This window comes from Chitinivibrio alkaliphilus ACht1 (genome assembly GCF_000474745.1).
In the GTDB taxonomy this organism is placed as follows: Bacteria; Fibrobacterota; Chitinivibrionia; order Chitinivibrionales; family Chitinivibrionaceae; genus Chitinivibrio; species Chitinivibrio alkaliphilus.
In genome coordinates this window covers 72,262-93,572 of the sequence record NZ_ASJR01000002.1, presented here as the reverse complement: position 1 = coordinate 93,572, position 21,311 = coordinate 72,262, and the positions used below count along the sequence as shown (strand labels likewise).

At 46.0% G+C, this 21,311-nt stretch carries 25 protein-coding genes; 3 read left to right on the top strand and 22 right to left on the bottom strand.

Annotated features, from left to right (window positions below):
- Positions 1–4 precede the first annotated feature (4 nt).
- The 8 genes from CALK_RS11865 to CALK_RS01330 are packed head-to-tail and all read right to left on the bottom strand — an operon-like array spanning position 5 to position 6,426.
- The gene (locus tag CALK_RS11865; RefSeq protein WP_022635842.1) at positions 5–970 is read right to left on the bottom strand and encodes an aldo/keto reductase; all 966 of its coding nucleotides are present in this window, start codon (positions 968–970) and stop codon (positions 5–7) included.
- Positions 970–1,800, bottom strand: a complete 831-nt coding sequence (locus CALK_RS01360; RefSeq protein ID WP_022635841.1) for an XrtA system polysaccharide deacetylase — start codon at positions 1,798–1,800, stop codon at positions 970–972. The genes CALK_RS11865 and CALK_RS01360 overlap by 1 nt, the downstream gene beginning before the upstream one ends.
- Positions 1,800–2,549 (bottom strand): formyltransferase family protein, encoded by a 750-nt coding sequence (locus CALK_RS01355; RefSeq protein ID WP_022635840.1) that lies wholly within the window; start codon positions 2,547–2,549, stop codon positions 1,800–1,802. Before CALK_RS01355 ends, CALK_RS01360 begins: the two co-directional genes overlap by 1 nt.
- On the bottom strand, positions 2,546–3,703 hold the full coding sequence (locus tag CALK_RS01350) for a glycosyltransferase family 2 protein (RefSeq protein WP_022635839.1): 1,158 nt from the start codon (positions 3,701–3,703) through the stop codon (positions 2,546–2,548). The genes CALK_RS01355 and CALK_RS01350 overlap by 4 nt, the downstream gene beginning before the upstream one ends.
- A 2-nt stretch (positions 3,704–3,705) precedes the next feature.
- Positions 3,706–4,002, bottom strand: coding sequence for a hypothetical protein (locus CALK_RS01345; RefSeq protein ID WP_022635838.1), 297 nt, complete (start codon positions 4,000–4,002; stop codon positions 3,706–3,708).
- Positions 3,995–4,846, bottom strand: coding sequence for a M23 family metallopeptidase (locus tag CALK_RS11860; RefSeq protein WP_022635837.1), 852 nt, complete (start codon positions 4,844–4,846; stop codon positions 3,995–3,997). The genes CALK_RS01345 and CALK_RS11860 overlap by 8 nt, the downstream gene beginning before the upstream one ends.
- Positions 4,847–5,203 carry a hypothetical protein gene (locus tag CALK_RS01335; RefSeq protein ID WP_022635836.1) on the bottom strand — a complete coding sequence of 119 codons (357 nt, stop codon included), beginning with the start codon at positions 5,201–5,203 and terminating at the stop codon, positions 4,847–4,849.
- A gap of 50 nt (positions 5,204–5,253) precedes the next feature.
- Positions 5,254–6,426, bottom strand: coding sequence for an AsmA family protein (locus CALK_RS01330; RefSeq protein ID WP_022635835.1), 1,173 nt, complete (start codon positions 6,424–6,426; stop codon positions 5,254–5,256).
- Between the two features lie 68 nt (positions 6,427–6,494).
- Here CALK_RS01330 and CALK_RS01325 point away from each other — a divergent pair, with 68 nt between their 5' ends.
- Genes CALK_RS01325 through CALK_RS01315 form a run of 3 tightly spaced genes read left to right on the top strand, consistent with a single transcriptional unit; the run spans position 6,495 to position 9,928 of the window.
- Positions 6,495–7,919 (top strand): sigma-54 dependent transcriptional regulator, encoded by a 1,425-nt coding sequence (locus tag CALK_RS01325; protein ID WP_022635834.1) that lies wholly within the window; start codon positions 6,495–6,497, stop codon positions 7,917–7,919.
- On the top strand, positions 7,916–8,317 hold the full coding sequence (locus CALK_RS01320; protein WP_022635833.1) for a YbgC/FadM family acyl-CoA thioesterase: 402 nt from the start codon (positions 7,916–7,918) through the stop codon (positions 8,315–8,317). Before CALK_RS01325 ends, CALK_RS01320 begins: the two co-directional genes overlap by 4 nt.
- Positions 8,318–8,338: 21 nt before the next feature.
- Positions 8,339–9,928, top strand: coding sequence for a hypothetical protein (locus CALK_RS01315; protein ID WP_034636179.1), 1,590 nt, complete (start codon positions 8,339–8,341; stop codon positions 9,926–9,928).
- Between the two features lie 35 nt (positions 9,929–9,963).
- Here CALK_RS01315 and CALK_RS01310 read toward each other — a convergent pair whose 3' ends face one another.
- The 14 genes from CALK_RS01310 to CALK_RS01245 all read right to left on the bottom strand — a co-directional run bounded on the left by CALK_RS01310 (position 9,964) and on the right by CALK_RS01245 (position 21,309).
- Positions 9,964–10,842: a DUF58 domain-containing protein gene (locus CALK_RS01310; RefSeq protein ID WP_022635831.1), complete on the bottom strand. Its 879-nt coding sequence runs from the start codon at positions 10,840–10,842 to the stop codon at positions 9,964–9,966.
- Positions 10,843–11,832 (bottom strand): AAA family ATPase, encoded by a 990-nt coding sequence (locus tag CALK_RS01305; protein ID WP_022635830.1) that lies wholly within the window; start codon positions 11,830–11,832, stop codon positions 10,843–10,845.
- Between the two features lie 45 nt (positions 11,833–11,877).
- A complete protein-coding gene (locus CALK_RS01300) occupies positions 11,878–12,609 on the bottom strand; it encodes a hypothetical protein (protein WP_022635829.1) in 732 nt (243 codons plus the stop codon).
- Positions 12,576–12,860, bottom strand: a complete 285-nt coding sequence (locus CALK_RS01295; RefSeq protein ID WP_022635828.1) for a hypothetical protein — start codon at positions 12,858–12,860, stop codon at positions 12,576–12,578. The genes CALK_RS01300 and CALK_RS01295 overlap by 34 nt, the downstream gene beginning before the upstream one ends.
- 72 nt (positions 12,861–12,932) lie before the next feature.
- On the bottom strand, positions 12,933–13,430 hold the full coding sequence (locus CALK_RS01290) for a topoisomerase C-terminal repeat-containing protein (protein WP_162146686.1): 498 nt from the start codon (positions 13,428–13,430) through the stop codon (positions 12,933–12,935).
- A 5-nt stretch (positions 13,431–13,435) separates the two neighbouring features.
- Positions 13,436–14,464, bottom strand: a complete 1,029-nt coding sequence (locus CALK_RS01285; RefSeq protein ID WP_022635826.1) for a 3-deoxy-7-phosphoheptulonate synthase — start codon at positions 14,462–14,464, stop codon at positions 13,436–13,438.
- Positions 14,465–14,481: 17 nt separating this feature from the next.
- Positions 14,482–14,874, bottom strand: a complete 393-nt coding sequence (locus CALK_RS01280; RefSeq protein ID WP_034636176.1) for a hypothetical protein — start codon at positions 14,872–14,874, stop codon at positions 14,482–14,484.
- Positions 14,875–14,885: 11 nt separating this feature from the next.
- Complete coding sequence (locus CALK_RS01275) at positions 14,886–15,200, bottom strand: hypothetical protein (RefSeq protein WP_022635824.1); 315 nt, start codon at positions 15,198–15,200, stop codon at positions 14,886–14,888.
- Positions 15,197–16,888: an ATP-binding protein gene (locus CALK_RS01270; protein WP_022635823.1), complete on the bottom strand. Its 1,692-nt coding sequence runs from the start codon at positions 16,886–16,888 to the stop codon at positions 15,197–15,199. Before CALK_RS01270 ends, CALK_RS01275 begins: the two co-directional genes overlap by 4 nt.
- Before the next feature lie 9 nt (positions 16,889–16,897).
- Entirely contained in the window at positions 16,898–18,316 is a 1,419-nt protein-coding gene (locus tag CALK_RS01265; protein WP_022635822.1) for a hypothetical protein, read from the bottom strand.
- Complete coding sequence (locus CALK_RS01260) at positions 18,309–19,199, bottom strand: hypothetical protein (RefSeq protein ID WP_022635821.1); 891 nt, start codon at positions 19,197–19,199, stop codon at positions 18,309–18,311. The genes CALK_RS01265 and CALK_RS01260 overlap by 8 nt, the downstream gene beginning before the upstream one ends.
- On the bottom strand, positions 19,192–20,031 hold the full coding sequence (locus CALK_RS01255) for a hypothetical protein (RefSeq protein ID WP_022635820.1): 840 nt from the start codon (positions 20,029–20,031) through the stop codon (positions 19,192–19,194). Before CALK_RS01255 ends, CALK_RS01260 begins: the two co-directional genes overlap by 8 nt.
- 15 nt (positions 20,032–20,046) lie before the next feature.
- Positions 20,047–20,733 (bottom strand): tetratricopeptide repeat protein, encoded by a 687-nt coding sequence (locus CALK_RS01250; RefSeq protein WP_162146685.1) that lies wholly within the window; start codon positions 20,731–20,733, stop codon positions 20,047–20,049.
- 27 nt (positions 20,734–20,760) lie between these two features.
- Complete coding sequence (locus CALK_RS01245; RefSeq protein ID WP_022635818.1) at positions 20,761–21,309, bottom strand: OmpA family protein; 549 nt, start codon at positions 21,307–21,309, stop codon at positions 20,761–20,763.
- Positions 21,310–21,311: the final 2 nt, after the last annotated feature.

Sequence of the window (21,311 nt, the reverse complement as noted above, 5' to 3'; positions counted from 1 at the left end):
TACGCTAAAAATTTTTATACACATAAGCAATATCATCCCGTGTAAGGGGAGAATCAGCATAGTGTATATTTTGTTGTACGTGTTGCAGAGTACGAAACCCTGGGATAACCCCTGCAACATTTTTATGATACAATACAAACTGCAAGGCCACACGACTTAACTCTTCTGGAGTTGTACCAAAACGATGTTCAATCTGCTGCATGGCGGCAGTTACTTGTTCAAGGGATTTCTTCATGAATTTCTTTTGTCCACGGCGATGGTCTCCTTCACCGAAGACGGGAGGGTTTTCCGGCCGATACTTATGTAGCAACAACCCTTGGTTCAAGGGCGAAAACCCTACGAAGGAGCAATCATACCGCTCACATAATTGCATAAGATCACTATTCTTCTCTATAAAATGGTAATCCATCATATGCGCCCAACTTTGGCAGACATCGGGCTGTACGACAGGAAAAAGGCGCTTAAAATCTTTTTGCGAGTAGGCCGATTGACCAATGGCACGAATTTTTCCTTCTTCCTGTAGCTTCCGCATCTCCGCAACGGCATCATCCAAATACACATCATCTGGACCGAAATCTCCATGATGAAAATAGTACAGATCTATCACTTCACGTTGTAAATTCATGAGTGACTGCTCACATTGGTGACGAATATTAAGGGGGGTGTAGGCATGCTCACCAGTTCCACGGAACCACCCCACCTTACTGGCAATAACCACATCCCTCGTCCGCTTCCCCAGGCATAGGGCCAGAAGGCGTTCTGCCCGTCCATCACCGTACACATCAGCAGTATCAAAATGGGTTACCCCGTGATCAAGAGCATAGGAAACACCTTTACGCACCTCTGATTCATCACAGGGAGCCCACCCATTGGGGTATCCGCCATGCCAATTCGGCCCACCAAGGGCCCAACAGCCAAGGCCTATCTCAGAGATTTCGATACCTGTTTTCCCAAGGAGTCTGTACTTCATTATCCCAGCTCCAATACATCTTTTAGGGGAGAAAAAGAGAAATCGTGCAATAATCTCCGTAACCGTGGATAGGTTTTATGCTGATTCACATAGTGGCGAAACCTTTTTGAAAGAGGTAGTCCCGTAACACGAGGCTGCCCCGGATCTATCTCCCACGGATGTAGATAAAACACACCTGGTCGGCCGTGTTTTTCGCAATGGCGGAATCCATATTTAAACCACTGATAGGGAAACATACGGAAATACCCACCGCCACTACAGGGAATATTCATGCCAAAGCGCGGAATACAGGTCATGGGAAATTCCATCAGGCCTTGACGTATCTCGTATGGCTCTAAGGGAACCCCCGCATTGGCGTAATCTGGATGAAAGGGCACAGGAAACAAGGACGAGTCGTAGAGAATTCCCGCATCAGAGAGTGTTTTAAAGATCCAGTCTTGCGTAGGATCAACTGAAAAAGACGGGGCACGGAATCCGATAATTGGATTTTTCGCACATCTAGCAAGGTGCTCGAGGGAGACAAAGAGATCTCTGCGAAATGCCTCCGGTCCCAAGTCAATCACGCGCTCATGTCCATAGCCATGTGTACCGATCTCATGACCACGATGCTCTATCTCAGTGATCAAATCCGGCAGGCGGTGTGCAATCCACCCCAGAACAAAAAAAGTCGCCCGCACTCCACATTCATCAAAGAGATCCAAAAGCTTCGCCGTATTTGCAGCAACACGAAGCTCAAGACGATCCCAGTCGGCATGGGAGTATCGATTGGCAAAATTTTGCACCATAAACCAATCTTCAAGATCTATGGAGAGGGCATGCATACAGGTCATTAGAGCAACCGTTTTCCCTTTTTCTTAAAATCCCGCACTTCCTCTGGAGTCGGAAATGTTTGATAAGATCCTCCCGCTGGAATGGGAGTTCCAACCACATCCTCATGAACCATCTGAGCAAGAACGTGATCCATGAGACGTGCACTAATTTTCTTTGTTTTACGGATCATCTCATCTAAACTCTCCTGCCCGATGGGGACACGTTCCTGCACAAGCATATGTCCCCGATCAACCTCTTCTTCCATTGTATGAATCGTTACACCAAGTTCGGGGGCATCCTTATATAAAGCCCAAAATACGGGCATCATTCCACGGTTTTCCGGCAAAAGAGCGGAATGAGAATTGAGACATCCCCGTGGAGGAATCCCTAAGAGTTCTTTTTTAAAGATAACCGGTGCAGCCACAGATACAAGGACATCTATTTTTTCGTCCTTAAGCCACGAGAGATACGCTTCACTATGAACCGATGCAACATCGATACAGGGAATACGTTCCTGCTCAACCAGGGAACGTATTGTCTTCTTACGAAACTTTCGATATGCATAGGCACACCCCATACGGATAAAATCACGCATACCATAGAATCCATACATCTGTCGTGCCAACGCCCAGGTTGAACCTTTATTGAACGCCGGAAGAATTGTGACCCCACAAATCTCGTACTCACTATGACGTGCGCGGGGAAGGAACTCACAAAAAAACTCACGCACATAGAAAAGGTCTTCCTCCGTGATTACGGCTACTCTCATGCATTTCCCCTTTCTGTGCTGGACCATGTCGCACTTTTTATGCCCCGACAGAATCGGAAAAAACCAAAAAGCAGGGCTATATTCATAGAAACAAAATGCGCAAGCGATGACAATAACGGAATTGATATGCCACACCGGTAACAGAGCCACCCGACACCCGCAAGAATATAGAACAGGAGTTGTCCCATAAAAATTGTCACAAAATGCGGTTGCTGAAGCAGAAGCATATTGGACACAAACATACTTACAAGGAGGAACGGAGAAAACCAGCGCAACACCTTATGAGAGAGATAAAAGAACAATCGAAGTGGATGAAGTGGCGATAGCATTCGGGGTAAGAGTGAGAAAGATTGATAATTCCCCGCTCCAATTCGTACACGACGAGAAAACTCCTCTGAAAGAGTCTCACCGGTTTCTTCGTACGCACGAGCCTCAGGATCAAAGATAACCCGAAGCCCCTTCTGAATCATGCGCACGGGAATCAGAAAATCATCATTGGAATACGCATTGGCTGGTAAAGGCTGAAAATATGCTTTTCGTATGGCATAAAACCCACCGAAAGCACCCATGGCATACCCAAAAAGACCTTCACCATATTTGATATTGGCTTCACTCTGACGATAGGTAACTTCCTTTTTCAACCCCTGTACTCCGCGGGGGACATAGAGACGCAAGGCCCCTAACACAGCCCCTATATCAGGGGCGGCAAAGGCCGATACAATTGTGCGAAGAGCCTTTGTTTCGTACATGGTATTAGCATCAGATAAAACGATGATATCTCCCCGTGCATCGGGGACAGCCTTATTAATCATCCCCGTTTTCCCACTTCGCTCTGTATAGGCATGAAAGGTAATGGATGGGTACTTCTCTGCGTACGTCGTCACTATCTCGTTGGTCCGGTCGCTGCTCTTATCTGAACAAACCAGAATTTCCAGTTTTTCCCGAGGATACTCCAAGGAAAGAGTGTTTTCCAGTTTCTCCGCAATCACCTTCTCTTCATTGTAGGCGGGAATAAAAAGAGACACCGTGGGCAGAAACGTATCGTCTCGGGCGATCCCTTTTTTCCAGCGTTTCCCCAACCAGTTCATACCACGCGGAAAAAAAACATAGGCATGGAAAAAAAAGAAAAGAGATGTATAAAACAGTAGATCCATTATTATTCATCCTCCATCTGCTGCAAGATACGGTCAAGCAATTGCAGCCATTGTTCAGGTGAGTCATCATAGTGGTGTAATATATCTATCACATCCGTTACAGAGTGTCCTGTAACATCAAGAAGTGCCTGTAGGAACCGTGCTTTGTCAGCCGGTGTCAGAAAGCGTGCATTGTCTTCAAGGATAATTACCCCCGCCACAACCTGCTCCTTTGCAGACATTCGAGATGAATCAGAAGAGGCCATGGCAACGCCATAACTCATACAAAGGCAGAGAAGTACGGCACAGAGATTATTCATAGGACACCATATAGGCCTCAGGATCTACGGGCGTTCCTTGTATCCGTACCTCATAATGAACATGCGGGCCGACGGAATACCCCGTCTCTCCAAGCGCCCCAATTCGATGTCCCTTGGACACACGCTGACCGCGCCGCACAAAGATCTCATCTAAATGAGCATAAAAAGTTTCCACACCTTGGCTATGTCGGATACGTACATACTTTCCCCAAAAAGAGTCTTCTCCCCTTTCACGCACCACTCCCCCCGCCGTTGCAATGACAGGTGCCCCCACGGGAGCAGTATAATCAACACCGTTATGCATCTGTTCGCGATGATCAAAATGGCTTTTGTAGGTCCCAAAACTCTTTGTTTGATAAAATCTTACAGAATCAGGCAAGGGCTTTATAACGGGAATATCAGAAAAGATATTATTCCCCTCTGAAATCGCCTGGGCAATGGTAGCAAACTCACCGTGGAGGCTATCAACATATGAAGTAAGAAAGGGGATATCACGAAATAGAGACGTATCCCATGGTACGGTGCGGGTATCCTCCGCCGTATCCGAAACCATAAGCCAGGAATTATGTTCTTTCAAGGATGAAATCTCCGCACCAATATCTGCTTTAAGACGCCCCACGGATTCAGTGCGATAAGCCAAGGTCTCAACGCGCTTATGAAGGTTACGTTCACGAAAGGAGACCCGCTCTTTCTCCTGTGAAAGAGTGGGTAGAATCCAGAAACGAACCCCCAAAAGAACCAAAAAGAGAGAAAATAGAAAGAGGTTTCGCAGGATGCGCCGTTTCCGTTTTCCCTCATTACGGAGTAACTTTACTCGAAGCAGAACCGTTTTTTTTGTGAGCACTTAGGCGTCCTTTTTTGCCTGTTCCTCTTGTGAAGAAGGTTCCTCTTCCTGTGCTTCGCGCTCTTTTAACTCTGTAATTTCGGAATCAAGCCGAGCAATACCAGCATAATTTTCATCGATATCTGCAACAAAGCTTTCTACGGCAACATCGGCGGCAATGGACGCGTCCAACCCATCTTTTTTCATATCATACACACGTTGTCCAAGGTCTTTAAAGGCTGTTTCAATACGTTTTTCAGCCTGAAATTTTTCAATTTTTAACTTCCCAAGCTGTGAATAGTGATTGATGGCATCTTTTGAAACTGCAACACCGGCATTAATACTACTGCGAACATTATCCCAGAATGTATTCTCCATAGTATCCTCCACGGAAAAGTGATATTCATACCATCTAAATATACTTAAGGTTAGTTGAATATGTTACGAAAGAATCCACGAACCCCTCTTTTTATAATTTCAGCATCAACAGAAACACGATATGCCTCTGGACGCCCTTCCATGGTACCATAAAACAGGCGTCCTCCATCAATCTTTTCATCCTCGATAAGGGCATCCCATATGACAGGACGTACATAGGTGCGAAACTCAGGGGAGATACGCCCCTCTATGGAATAGGCAAAGGTTCCCGGGACAAGCAGATACATACCCGCAAGATGTAAGGAGTAATAGTCGTGTATGCAGGAGATCTCGTGACTTTCCACAATCCCGTTTCGCAGCCGTACGTCTCCTCCTATGTGGTCAAAATCAAGGTCGGCAATACCAATGCGCGCCAACTCCCGCCGGGCCCGCTGGAGGTAATCGCTTTCTGAATCGGAAAACTTTTCAAGGGAAAATCGCCCGTTCCCTGAGAGACGATAGGGGTTTCGTATATCTGGAATTGTAAGAGTATCTGAGGAGAAAGAAAAAGAGAGCTGTCCTCCCAAACGTGCTTCCGGAAGAAGTGCTTCCAAAGAAAGCGAGTCACCGCGAAGATTCCCTTGAAGTGCCTTTTTTTCATGATCATACAATCCATCAAAGGTCAATACTCCCTCTGCAAGAGTCAGGCTGGCTGACGTAGCCATAAGCTGAGTCTCTTCAAGGGTTACGGGGAGAGACAGAGAGTCTACTGTAAAGGGGCCTAAAAGCCCACGATCAGCCGAAAAGATTCCGCGTAAGCTGTTTCCACGGCCGCCTATGTCAAGCCTCCCCCGCTCCACCTGAGCCGCCGTCTCTTCAAAGGGCACTGTCGCCGATATATTTTCTATGCGCACAGAACGCAGATCCAAGAGGCGGGGCCATACATCTTCTTCACCACGCCGTAAGGTCTGACGAAGCTGCATCGCTCTAAAAAGAGGGATGCGCCCCTGTATGGTATCTGCACGAAAATACTCCTGTCCATCCTCTGTGCGTACCGCGACATCAGAATAGACAAAACGGCCGCGAAGGTCAATACGGTAGGAGTCTGCATGGAAGTGAAAACCAAAGGATTCCAAATAGTCGCGGGGTACGTCGTATAAATCACCGAGGGAGAAAGAAACACGCAGAAGTACCACAAAAGTACCAAAGAGAAGGACGACGATTGCCATAGTTTTTGAATTCATGCTTTCCCCTGTTATATTTTAGCTGGTGTACGGCGGGATTACTCATCTTTTCGAAGCAAGGAAGCCCTATGCTCAAACTCTTACTGGTAACGGAAAATATAACCTTATACGATGAGTTGCTTAAAGAAAATTCCATTGATACATCTCTGCAGCGAATTGACACCATTGAGGGAGCTATTACCCACCTGCGAAAAGAGGAGCACAACGCCCTTATTATAGACATTCAAACTATCGCTACCCAAGAAATAGACTACATTCACTATATTCACCAACTCCATGCAACTCTTCCCCTCGTAATTCTTACCGACCTTTCTCACATCGATGAAGCAACCCGTGCAATTCAATCGGGAGCACTTTTCTATTTAATACTTCCTGTCTCCTGTAAAATCATAGAGCAAGCTCTCAGCCACATCCAGGAGTCGCGGCGTAACTACGCCCGAATGATAGAGAAAGAACAGGAGTTTATGTATGATCTTATTGGAGAAAGCCCCCGCATGGAGCGCGTGTTACGTCTTACCCAAAAGGTGGCCCCCTCTTCTGCGACGGTGTTTTTAAGTGGCGAAAACGGAACGGGAAAAGAGTTTTTTGCACAGATTATTCATAACAAATCAAACCAGAACGGCCCCTTTGTTCCCGTAAATTGTGGTGCCATACCCGACAACCTCTTTGAAAGTGAGCTTTTTGGACATACCCGCGGTTCATTTACCGGTGCTGACAAAGACCGTGACGGCCTCGCAAAAGAAGCAGAAGACGGAACGCTCTTTTTAGATGAAGTGGGTGAACTTTCCTTGCAAAATCAGGTAAAGCTGCTCCGTTTTCTCCAGGAAAAGAAGTTTAAACCGGTCGGGTCAAATACAGAACGCCATGCAAACATACGGGTTATTTCTGCAACCAACCGTGACCTTCGTACCATGGTGCAGGAAGGGTCCTTTCGTGAAGATCTCTTTTATCGTCTTCACGTATTCCCGATTCATATCCCCCCCTTACGGGAGCGCATGGAGACCCTTCCCCATCTTATCCGTACATTCATCGTGAAATATAGTGAAAAGGCAAACAAATTCTTTCGTGGATTTTCCCAAAACGCAGAGATAATTCTGCGAAACCACACATATCCGGGAAATATTCGTGAGCTTGAGAATATTATTGAACATGCAACAATCATGGCAGAAACCTCCATTATTACGGAGGAAGACCTCCCCCCCTACCTTACGGAACATACCGTGCCCGGTATTCCCGACAATTCTCATACAAGTCACGCCCTACTTCCCTATTATGTAGAAAAAGAGGGGGAATACACCATTCCTGAAAATGGAGAAAAAGAGAGGGAGAGCTTTGTTCTCGGTCCGGAAATTATTCCCCTTGAAGCAGTTGAAGAAAAGTATATTGACTTCGCTCTGCGCCTGTCACAACATAACTACTCAGAAACAGCAAAAAAACTGCACATATCCCGTTCGACACTGTGGAGAAAATTGAAAGAAAAGGATGAAAAATGAATATACGTGTATATTACGAAGATACTGATTGCGGGGGCGTTGTATACCATGCAAACTACCTCCGTTACATGGAGCGAGCACGCACAGAGTTTTTGCGGGAACGAGGAATTCACCTTGACACCTACCACCACAAGAATATCGTATTCGCCGTAACGGAGCTTCAAATAAAATACCGTTTTCCCGCACGGTATAACGATCTATTGCGGGTGGAAACAGATCTTACAGAACTCACCACCTACCGCACAGGGTTTAAAAATCGTATTTATACGCACGAGGACACCCTATGCTGTAGTGCACACCTAAAACTTGTGGCAGTAAACAGTGCCACCATGAAGGTAACCCGTGTTGATGACCACTATTATGACACCTTACACCCCTATCTTACTCCATCGAACTAATTTTTTGAAGAGAGGTTTATAATGAGAAAAACAGCCATGTTGCTCCTCCTCATAGGTGCAACAATTATTTCCGCAAAAGAAGTTTTACCCAAAGGGCGAAGCAGTCGGGTACAACAACGAAGTCGGGCAACCTATGATCGTACCATTACCGATCGGAAAAACTACAATACCTACGACCATTTTGGCCTTGTAACCGGGCTCTTAGACACTCGTACGACTCCGATCATAACAGCCTTACAGTGGAGAAACCTATCTATAGACAGTGATGACCAAGACATAACAAGCAACTCCATTCTTGCGCCGCATTTTATGGTTGGTACCCCCGGGGAAAAGTACTTCTCTGTCTATTACGGTATTACCCCAGCAAAACGTACCCCTTCCGGGGCAGAAGAGCTTTCTACCATAAAACATGACTTTGGGGTTTCCTGGATCTCCCAAGCAGAGGATGAATCGTTTCGATTCGGCTTTGATTTTGATGGTGCTGCGGGTCGGGTAGAAGAAAGCACCAGTGAAAGCACCCGGAATTACTACCATTTGGACAATCTTGAAGTAATGATGGGGACGGTGATACATGAAATAGCAACTCTCACGTTTTCCGGTGGTCTTTCTGCTCGATATGATTCCTTAGACCATGAAAACCGAAGCAATGCCAATCCCATGCGGGATGCCTTTTTCGATATAGAGTTCCCCCGCGTATCTACCGTATTAGAAATTAAGGACAACCTCAGCCCCTATAAGGGAAGCTTTGGCCTTACCTATGCTCGTAGTAATTTTGTCTATTCAGCACGAAATGACGCCTCAAGCGGATCTTTCATCCCCCTCGACAATACAATTCAAACCGAGATTCGACCTGACAAAATTGATGATGCCGATGCCTTGGTAACGGACTCTCTCACGGCGCATCTTAAAAGTATCTGGGGACTCTACCTTGATACCTTTGGTGGTGAGCGACTCTTCTCTCCCGCCGTTGAGCTGGGCATTACCCACGCCAGTAAACGCAGGATGGTACCTGGATCAGACAACTACCCTTTTTCATACAACGGCGAAATATCAGGGTATGACTGGCGCGAAACCTCTTTCTCTGCAGGAACGGGCTTCTCCATACACCTTACCCCTGCCTTGGATCTTTTCTCCGAATATCAGTTTAGCACCTTAAATCTTGATCTCACCGGGGAAGAACTTCAGCATGACGTGGATGATAATGATGGGTATCACCGTTTTAATACGGGGTTTTCCTTGGGAATCCACAATATGTCTGGCACAGATTTTTCCCAAGATAATCGTCTCTATATAGATTTTTCTTTTCTTCTCAAGCAAGAAAACAGCCTGAACCGCTCATGGTATAGTTCTGATTTTGGATCATACATCACTGATGCTCGCACAGAGAGCCAACGGTTTCGGTATGCACCGTGGGAAGAGTACCAAACAGAAGTACGTACAAGAAATATAGCCACAGGGCTCCGAGGACATTTTAACGATGGACGTATGGAGCTTCATGCCAATGCGGCATTCCTCGAACAAGTCTTTTCAACTCCTGGTGAAGACGACGAGACCACTTCTGGAATTGCGCTGAACATGGATCTCATATTCAACATTCCCACAAACGAGTAAGTTACTCCCCGGAGACGTTGCTGTCTCCGGGGCTTTCATGCACGCACTTCACGTCTATGGAAAAAAGAAATGAGCGGTTCGGCATAGCCCCGTTCCGTATCAATACTAAAGGTATCAATACGATTTTTCTTCAAAAGAGCCTGCCGTTTTTCGCGGTGTAAGGCAGCTTTACGGGCAAAGGCGTCCCGCACGCGACGACTCCCCGTATCTATCACGCATTTTTTTCCCGTTTCGGGGTCAACAAGATCAACAAGTCCCATTGCGGGAAGTTCGTATTCGCGCCGATCCTCCACCGTCACCGCAATAAGATCATGACGTCTTGCCGTCGCCTGGAGTGATCTTTCATAGGAAAATTCCGAAAGAAAGTCAGAAACAAGAAACAAAACAGCCTTTCGCTTTTGGATAGAATTTATATACCGTAAAGCTGCTGTAATATCTGTCCCCGTACCACGAGGACGAAAATAAAGCAACTCTCGAATGAGGTGCAATACATGCTTGCGCCCTTTCCGAGGCGGGATGAATCGTTCAATACGATCTGTAAAAAGCACAAGGCCCACCTGGTCATTATTTCGTATGGCAGAAAACCCCAAGAGTGCTCCGAGCTCCGCAATCATACGACTTTTAAAATGTACACGGGTACCAAAATCTTCACTGGCAGACATGTCTATGGCCAAAAGGACGGTCAGTTCTCGCTCTTCCTCATTTTTCTTTATGTAAGGCTCCCCCGTACGAGCTGTGACATTCCAGTCGATAGATCGAACATCATCTCCCTCAATATAGGGTCGAACATCGGCAAATTCCATGCCGTTACCTTTAAACACCGTTTTGTACTCTCCCCCCATGATTGAATCTACCATGGAGCGAGTTGTAATCTCTATCCTGCGGACAGACCGCAAAACCTCACGGGGAAGCATTTACGGTACCTCGATAGAATCGAATACTGCGCGCACAATATCTTCACAGACAACATTTTCAGCATCTGCTTCATAGGTAGTGGCAATACGGTGGTTCAGCACATCAAACCCCACAGACTTAATATCCTCAGGAGTTACATATCCACGGCCATGTAAAAAAGCGGTAACCCGTGCACATTTTGCCAAAGCGAGGGTCCCCCGCGGTGATGCACCATACTCAATATACTCGGAAAAATCAGCAAGGCCATATTCCTTGGGAGACCGCGTTGCCATAACCAAATCGATGAGATACTCTTCTACACGCGGATCCATATAGATTTTTGGAATAACACTTCGGGCAGCAAGAATATCCTCTACGGATGCAACCGGTTCTATCTGAGGACGATCGGGAGAGCTCATAGTACGTAAAATAGCCATCTCCTCATCCCGCGATGGATATGTTATTTTCACCTTAAGCATAAAACGGTCAACCTGTGCTTCGGGGAGCTGATATGTTCCCTCTTGATCTACCGGGTTTTGTGTCGCCATAACAAGAAAGGGTTGTTCTAAGGCATAGGTCGTATCTCCAATGGTTACTTGCCGTTCCTGCATTGCCTCAAGAAGCGCCGACTGCACCTTCGCAGGAGCTCGGTTTACCTCATCAGCAAGAATAAAGTTGGAAAAGAGAGGGCCTTTCTTCGGTACAAACTCACCGTTCTTTTGGTCATAAATCATTGTACCGATCAAGTCTGCGGGCAGCAGATCTGGGGTAAACTGCAATCGCTTAAACCCCGTATTTACAATACGAGCCAAGGTTGAAATAGAGAGGGTTTTCGCAAGACCAGGCAGGCCTTCCAAGAGGATATGTCCATCCGCAATGAGGGCTGTAAGAAGCTTATCAACCATATTCTCCTGGCCCACAACAACTTGGCTCATTTCCTGCCGGATTCTGGATACAAAACTGCTGTTTTCCTGCACCGTATCGGTGATACGAGAAATGTCACGTTCCATTCGTTCTTACTCTCCTTACTGATATGTCTTCTATGCTCATTACGATTACTTCACTACTTTATTTTGACTCTTCCAATCTTTCAATATATGAGGAATCGCTATGGAAAGGGTGTCCTGTGAAGAAATACCAAAGAGATCTCCACCGGGAGAAAGGGGAAATGCCTCACGGACATCTACTGCCCCCGTTGTGTCGACGTGGGCGACAAGAGCGGGGGTGCGAGAGAGCAGCAACTCTGATGATAGCGGTACAACATCAGTATGGGTAAGTGCTCCTGTCAGCCGGAGAGAATCCGTATTGTTCCAGCGTTCCATTTTATTAGCAGGGGGAGCAACACGGGCGGTACGTCGGCTTCCCTCTCCCTGAATATGTGATGTGGAAAAAGCGTGAAGCGTATCACCGTGCACCCTTTGAAGAAAAAGTGTATCAATTTGCTCTAAAACATACTCCTCCAGAGAAAAAGTGAGCATAAATTCTGTTTCTGGCATAGTTTGACCAACCACCTCTCCTTCCGCTACATACCCATGGGGATACACATTCTCTGCGGGTAGAAAGTATCCTTCATGAGGAGCCACAAGTCGTGCGTGTCTCTGACGGAGACGATATTCCCGAAGCAGTGCTTCTGTCTCTTGAAAGCGTTTCTTTGCCTGCAGATATTCCCGCCGCGAAATTCGCTCTTGTGTAGCAAGCTGCTCTGCATTGACATAGTGTAATCGTGCAATTTTTTTCTCTGTGGAATACTGCTCTATTTTTTTCCATACACCGCATGCTGTTCCCACAAAAGTAATAACTCCTGCTCATTCACAGCACCTAAAGGAATAGAGTGCCCCGTAAGACGACCTGAACGTGGTGCCCGTACAGGCTGCGCCTGCGTAAATACCCCCGCCACCGGAACAGACAGTGACACCACCGTGTCACGGGGTGCAATACGATAATTCAGCGGCACAGAGCTACCGTATGGTGCTTCGTGAGAGACGTCCTGCCGACAGGAGACAAAGAGAATGTAGATAAGAATCATCAGACCTTTCATCGGTCACCTCCCCAAGACTACTCCATGTGTATAATATACGGGGTAGCGTCTTCTTTGTGGATAAAAAAGCATTTATTCAAAATCAAAGCGCACTGTTCCGTCTTGCTCCAAGCAGAGACGACACGAAAAAAACTTCCCGGTCTCTCGACTGAGGAATCCCGATAGAATATCTGTCCTACGACGATTCAAGAGATCACGGAGTTCATTCGGCGTAAGAGTTCGGGAAGCAATCTTGCGAAAAAGAATAAAAGAGCAGTGTTCACAAAAAAGATACGCGTCAGCCACATACAAGGTACTTCCGCACAGAGGACATGGGGCTGCGGGAAAGCGACGCCCCTGAAACTGAAGCGTATACTCCTTACTTACAAGTAACCTTCCCTGACAAGTTCGGCCTCGTCGTGTTTTCCACTCACCCCGCCAGGGTGTTTTTCCTTCGTGCACCAAGGCAGATACATCGTCCTGCCGAAGACGCACTTGACGATACACATAGGGTATCTTGAAAGAACAGTGGGAACATTCCCAGCCATACTCTTTCTTTGTCAGAATACCCTTACAACAGGGACACGGCATGGACATCAATGTCGTTCAGCCATACTCCGAAGAAGTGCCTCGGTCTCATCCCATCCCAAACAGGGGTCGGTAATTGACTGACCAAACGTGGTCCCCTCTGGTTTTTGATTTCCTCCCACAAGAAAGCTTTCCACCATAAAGCCCTTAACGGCTGCACGGATTTCAGGAGAGTAGTCACAATGATTTAGTACTTCCTGAACAATACGTGGCTGTTCTCCATAGCGTTTTCCCGAATTGGAGTGATTTGCATCTACAATAATACCGGGGTTTTTCACCTGACGATTACCGTAGGCAGACACGAGTTTATGTAAATCTTCATAGTGGTAATTGGGGACATGCTCACCATTTTTGCGTTGAAACCCACGCATGATTGTATGAGCCAAATCATTTCCATTCGTTTCTACTTCATATCCGGCAAAGGCAAAGATGTGCGGTGCCTGTGCTGCTTCTACAGAATTAAGCATGATTTCTGTATTACCACCCGTGGTATTCTTCATTCCCACAGGAATATCCACCCCACTTGCCGTAAGACGATGTTCTTGGTTTTCTACCGAACGAGCCCCCACGGCAACATAGCTTAAGAGATCATCCACATACTTATGATTCTCGGGATACAACATCTCATCTGCCAAGGGAAGATGTGTTTCAGAAATAATCTGACAATGAAGCTGACGAATCGCCTGTATTCCTTCGGCAATACTGGGCTTCTTTGAAAGATCCGGTTGATGCAATAACCCCTTATAGCCAACCCCAAGGGTTCTCGGTTTATTGGTATAGACTCGGGGAACAAGTATCACAGAGTCCCGAATTTCCTCTTGCAGACGGGCAAGACGATGGGTGTATTCCATAACTGCAGCAGGATCATGGGCAGAACAGGGACCAATAATACACACAAGGCGAGAATCTTTGCCCGTAAAAATATCCCGAAGGACCTGATCATTTTTTTGTTTCAATGCCACTAGATCTGCCCCAAGGGGGATCTGTTCTTTTATCTCTTCAGGACTTTTCAGCTTTTGAATAAATCGAAATGCCATAACACCGCGCTCCACGTTTATATTTGAATAGCCTCGTTTACAGCCTCTACAACCTCTGGAAATAAGGGGGTATCATCAATTAGACGATCCCATTGCGAAAGGCTGTAGGTCGCTGTATACGTTGTCAATTTATGAGGGTCCATTCCTCGTTTTTTCCATCGTTGGAAAATATCTTTTGGTAAGAGGACGTTCCCGTTTTTTTCAATTTCCACCGTTTTGTCACAAAGCTCCCGATACAAAAGCCTTACAGCAGCTTCGCTTCGCCACAGCTCTGTAAGACGAGAAAACCGCTGACGAACCCCTGCTCGAACAGCCGGTAGATCCTGCCATGAAATAAACTCAACAGTCATGGATTCGGGGAGAATCTTGCGATATTTTTGAAAAAAAGCAAACACCAATGAGTGGTGCAAAAACACTCTGTTCAAGTACGGTTATATGGGACATACCCATAGAATAATATCCCAGGGCAAGCTCTAAAATTATTTTCGCAACAGTTTTTTTTGCGTACTCCCACCACACCGGCATATCCATGCAGGGGTGTATTATATGTGAAAGAAAGGGGAGGCGCCAAGAGCAGTTTTTTTTGTGTAGACACCGCCTGCGCAACGCATTCGGTTATCTTCCCTGAGGCTGTAAGAGGAAGTGAGTCATGGTAATACTCCGTACCAGCAAGAGGAAGAAGCACCCCTGCATATTCGGTACTTTCTTGACGATTACTATGATGGTGCTGTTTCATGACTCTCCCTTGAAAAAAGCCCCTTGAGGATTGAGCAACCCCCGAACTTTATCAATTAACTCTGCGTTATTAAAGGGTTTTATGATGAAATCATCTCCCCCCGAGGCGTAAGCCTGTTCTATTTCATTATCCTGCGTTGCAGCTGAGAAAAATGCCACGGGGATTTTCTTGGTTTCTCCCTGGGATTTTAATATCCGACAAGTAAGATCTCCCGCCAAACCGGGCAGGTAGATATTCAACAGTATGAGGTCTGGATTATTTTCAAAGGCCATTCGAAGGCCGATCTCGCCTGTGGCACAGGTGAGGAGGGTATACTGCTCTTCTAAAAGAACCCGACAGATTTCAATGGTCTCAGCATCATCATCAATAATCAAAATCTTCTGTTTTTTTGCTTCGCTCTCAGTAGAATCATCCCTGTCGTGAGGAAGGACTCCATACTTTCCCGAAGAGATAATGGGCTGATTCATAATAGAATTCAGATGCATCATTCGTGTCTCGTCATCATCCCAGGGAATTTGGGAATCAAGGGGAAGTTGAATATTGAATTCACTCCCCTGAGCGCAGCTTTCTCTCTTCGTACCATTGCTTTCGACCCAAATTTCACCGCCATGACGCTGAATAATGCCTTTCACAATGGAAAGACCAAGACCGGTGCCACCCCCCATGTATTTCACGTGACTACTACAGTGATTTGCCGCGTGAGACACCTCGTAGAATGGGGTAAATATTTTATCGTACTCACTCTCATCAATGCCGATTCCTTCGTCTTTGATACAAATATGAAAAGCACCGTCACGAACAGCAATGGAGCACGTCACAACCGTATGGTCAGGAGAGTATTTTATGGCATTACTCATTAAATTTGTAAAAACTTGATGCAGGCGAATCTCATCTCCGTAATAATCGGGAAGAGCAGACTCAATGTCAACCTCAACACCAATATTTCGTTTCCCGATGAAATGCCCCAAATCCTGAATCGCATCGCGAAGAATTTTTTCCAGATCAACGGTTTCCGGCTTAAGACGCAATCGATTCTGTTCAATACGGGAGACATCCAACATGTCATTAATTACATTATGAAGTTTGTCAGCCGCTTTTTTGATACGACGCAACATCTTTTCAACCTGCGGCGTCAACTCGTCGCTCATATTATCAATAAGTAATTCTGAATATCCTTTTATGGACGTTAAGGGCGTTTTTAACTCGTGAGACGCAATGCCAAGAAACTTTGTTTTCAACTCACTAATACGCCTAAAATTAGTGCTCTCTTTTACTAATTTCGAATTTTCTCGAGTGAGCTCGCGGTTTCGGCGTTCAAGCTCCTTAGTAGTGGAAATTTCCTTGCTGATATCGATCAAATAAAAAACAATCCAGTTTTCACCGCGAGCAGGATTCTTCATAAGAGTACAGGTCATATTAACCTGTACAAAGGCACCATTTTTACAAACAAGTCGTATCTCAGGACGCTCGACACTCTCTCCGCTCTCTAAGGCTCTCACCAAATGATCCCACTCCTGTCGAAATGTGCGGTCATACACAATATCCGTCACAGGTTGCTCCACCAATTGGTCTCGACTAAACAAGAGCATCTCGCACACTTTACTATTTACATATTCAACCTTACCGGACGTGTCAGCCACAATAATGCCTTCTTGGACACCCTGAATATCACCGTGCGTATATTCCATAACCACTCGTTACATCTCTCTAATTTTTTCGATAGTTTGGCGTGTAGCTGCGATCAATCGAGGCACAAGTTGCTCAGCCTCATCAAAACGGTTTGCACTTACCGCAGCCACAGCCTCAGAAAAGGAGGAATCTTTGATAGAACAGCTGCTTTCCACAACGGAGACAATCCAACTCCATTCAGTATATTTATGAATGCCACGAAGGTATAAGATCCCACGAAAAATAATAAGATATTGCTGCATCGCATACAGTAGCACGAGGGCTGGCATATCCTTACAAACCTCTGCACGTCGCAAAAAAGAGACTGTCTGTACACATCGGGCTAAGAGATGGGTCCGAATTTCTTCATGAGAAAGCTCTATTCCAGTATAGAGATCTTGGCCCCAGAGCAAATGAGCACGCTCCTGTGTATACAGAAAATCGAGAGGATACACAGTGCGTACGTAGGAAAGTTCTGACTCTTCCAAGAAAAGAAGTTGCGCCTCTTCTACTACCCCATGAGAACGACACACTCCATCAAGGGTGGAGATATGTTCCCCCCCCCAAGAGGATGTAACAACAAGAAGCAGCGGTTTGTTGCCCGCAAGACGGTTTAAGAGCGCATCATTGCCAACAAGAACAACAGACACTAAGGTGTCTCCGAAATGTTCAACCAACTGCTTTGTTACTGCTTCAGCTTCAAGAAGAATAGCACTGCTATCATAGGTTTTCCGGTATTCCATAAGAGCTGAAAAAACGTGCTTTTCCCGGGATCTTGCAAAGGACACCCCCCCAAATAATAAGGCGGTGTCACCTTCGGGAAGGCAGTCTTTTCTTCGCCCCTGCCATAAGAGCATAAAGAGAAGCAAAAGACCAGCAGAGAGAAAATAGAATAAAAACCAACGGCGAAGATGCAGTCGCATGGCGAAAAAATCTCGGGAAGGTGTTAAAAATGTAGCAAGCTCTACTCCTTCATATCGGGCTATGAGATCTACCGCATTGATAAAGAAATGATAGAGCCCCCGGGAGACATTTGTCTGTGCAGCCTCAATGCGAGACATACTTTTATGTATCTCCAGCTCTTCAAGATCAATACGGCGCTGAAGCTCTGGCGAGGCCGTTGTGTACAATGTTCCTTCGCTCAAGAAAACAAGGCCAAACCATGGTTCCTCGGGGGAGGACGTCCGCTCATTAAAGTACTCTTGGGCTGATTTTTCGTTGAAGCGTTCAAAAGATGTATCAAGTACGGAGATAAAAAAACGATACCCATGTTCTTCATAGAGAATGGCCATATCACGAGTAATCTGCGCAGCCACAGATCGATCGATCTGCCCGGAGGGGTCTGAAAATTCATACGGACTGTGCTGAAAATTGCTGTTAAAATATACAAAGATTCCGCAGAGAAGGAGTACAAGGAAAAGTCCATGGCGCACCCATTTTTTATGCATCTTCAGCGCCTCGAACATCTCGAATTTTGCTCATAATCATCGCAGCACGGTCAAAATCTTCTCGCCCCAAAGCATCAACCTTTTCTACCAAGAGTGAGAGATACTGGTTTTCATCTTCTCCCATGGACGGGGTGCGGGTTAAGGCAAAGATTGTAGCCACATCTTCCGGATACTCATACCATGAAAGAAACCGTCGTACATCCTCTTCAACATCTGTGCGCAGTGAGTCGTTTTCCCGCGAGTGAATTAACTCTGGTATAAATTTTCGGAGTAAAACCCCCTTTACATCACCACTCTCTTCCGGAGCAATCTGTACGGTTTTATACGCTCCGCCCGTTTCTAACTGTGAGATCATGGAATCTATCTCACCACGAACATTTACGATCTGCGCTTCCCGGTATTTCGCCTGATACAGGATGGTAATCGCATTTACTGCTAAATTAGCATTTGCCGTATTGTTAAACACACCCAGATAGTAGATATCTCCCTCTTCATGAAGTATCTCTTCTTCCGAAGAAAAGGCAACCATCTTCGCGGGTGTTGGAATATAATCTTCCATAGATTCAAGCTCTTTCAGCTTATCGCGAAATTTATCCGGGTCTAAGGCACCTTCAATGCCACCAAGGCTTTCGATAAACTTATGCATCCCCTCTTCATCGTCTCCCCCGCCACCAAATTCCTGACGGAGAAAATCTCGGAGACTATTTTGATCTCTATAATTGCCTTGGGCCACCAATAGGCCGTTTTGAATAATATTTTCTATACGATTCTCTTCGCTGTGCGGTAGTTCTTCAGAATTTTCAAGACGGGCATAAACCGTGAGAAGCCCCGCCATATTGTGCGGATCCCCTTTTTTCTGAAGGATATTAAACAAATTATTCATCATTCTCCTTCTCGTACAATCTTCGACTGTAAAATAATACGCGGGACACTTCAAGAACCATGATCATCATTGTAATATTGCCAAAATACTGCCACCCCGCATCGGCCAGAGTAAAAAGAGGATGGAGAAGAGGAGGAAAAAGAAGTGAAAGGAGCAGCAATTTCCCCAACCCACCCTCGGGAAGGTACCGTCCTAAAATAAGAATAAACCCACCGAGGAACAAGCTGTTAAAGAGGGTCGTCCCCATCAAAAAAAGGGTATTAGCTGTAAAAAGAAGAAAAAACACCACAAGGGCAGGCATAACATGATGGAATACCCGGCTACGAAGTGCATCTTCAGAGAAGGAAAACTTACCTTCGGGGAATATCTGCACCCATGATAGGGCCTTCGTAGAATCTCCCGGGAGGACAAGACCATGGCGTGTTACTTGTAGTCCCGTCCCGAGAGAATCTACTCCATGGGACGCAAAGCGGAGCGGCGACGGAGAAAAAAGATCCTCCACGGTTTCGCGATTATATACATAGTAAAAGCTTCTTTTATCCATAAGTGTTGTGAGCAGCAACATGTTTTGCCGGGGGCTTGGGTTTTGTGGAGTCTCTTCTGAAAAATGAAGCAGCCCATCACGAAGAGTGACCTCAGAAAACACACCAGCAAGAACCTCAGGCAGACGTTGATACATCCGCGGCATTGCTAAGAGAGAAGAAAGAAGAGAAAAGAAGAGAACACTTAAGGCCAAAAGCCGGCCCAAATCGAAAAGAGATTTCTCTCGGATCGTAACAAGCCAAAACCCGGGCGATACCAAAAGAAGGTGCAATAGGCCGGCCAAATTCATATATCCTTCCTCATACTATTCACCATCTTCATTCAAACGCTGCGCCGCATCACTCTCGGGAAAAAGGTCGCGCAATTGATCAAAGACAAAGGAACTTCGTTGTTCTTCCCCACGCTTTTCGTAAGTCTGACCGAGGCGAAATAGTGCTCGAGGAGCATATTCACTTTCACGGTGCTCATTGAAGAACTCCTTAAGAAGCTCCTCCGCGGCTTCATACTCCTCTAGGTGAAAGAGACTTTCCGCACTTTTATAATATGCCCTTACGGCGTCATCGCTTTCAGGATAGGTCTCACGGTACAGCTCAAAATCTTCCAAGGCTAAATCAAAATCTCCACTGCGAAACGCCTCTACGCCTTGACGAATAAGGGCACGACGTTCATTTTCGGCAATGGCTGCTTCAAGAGAGTCTCTTCGAGCCCGCTCTTCCCAATGTTTTGTAATCACACCGGTTTGCTCAGCTATGGCAGACATCTTCATATTGCTCTCATTTAAGTTATTAGCCATACGATCAATCTTTGCTTCAAGGCGGCGCAATACATCATTGAGCGCAACTTGATCCCGACGATTCTGGCGCTCCAAACTATCCATGCGCTCCTCATATACGTGCACTACGGAATCACGTTCCTGCGCAGTAATACGCTCTATTTCCTGTGTACGCAAGACAGTGATGTTCGCGCACCCCGTGAGGAAAACCAGTATCAAAAAAGTTCCCATCAACCTCATCATATCCTACCTTCGTATCTGTGTCATTTCAACACGACGATTCAATTGGTGACATTCAGAATCAGTACAACCAAACTCAGCAGGAGACTCTTTACCGAAGGACGTAACCTCTACACGGTTTTCAGGTACACCATAACTCATAAATATTGCGTATACTGCTTCGGCGCGACGTTCACCCAAGGCCATATTGTATTCCGAACTTCCTCGCTCATCACAATGCCCATCCAAACGAATTCGAATTGTATCATGGTCGAGCAGAAATTCCGCTGCAGCAATAGCCTTTTCTCGCCCTGTATTATTCAAGCTGTAGTCATCAAAGTCAAAATAAATCGTTTGAAGATACTCAGCAGCTAAGGAATCCATATCTACCGGTTCAAGGGTTGTTGTATCCACTTCATCCCAGTCAGCCGTATCTAAGGGCTCTTCCTCAGGAACAACCGACTCTTCTACAGGATCCATATCGATGTCATCAACAACCCCTGTATCACGACCACACCCTCCCAAGAATAAGAGGAAAAACACAAGCACACTTAGTAGAAACCCTTTTGCTTTCATAG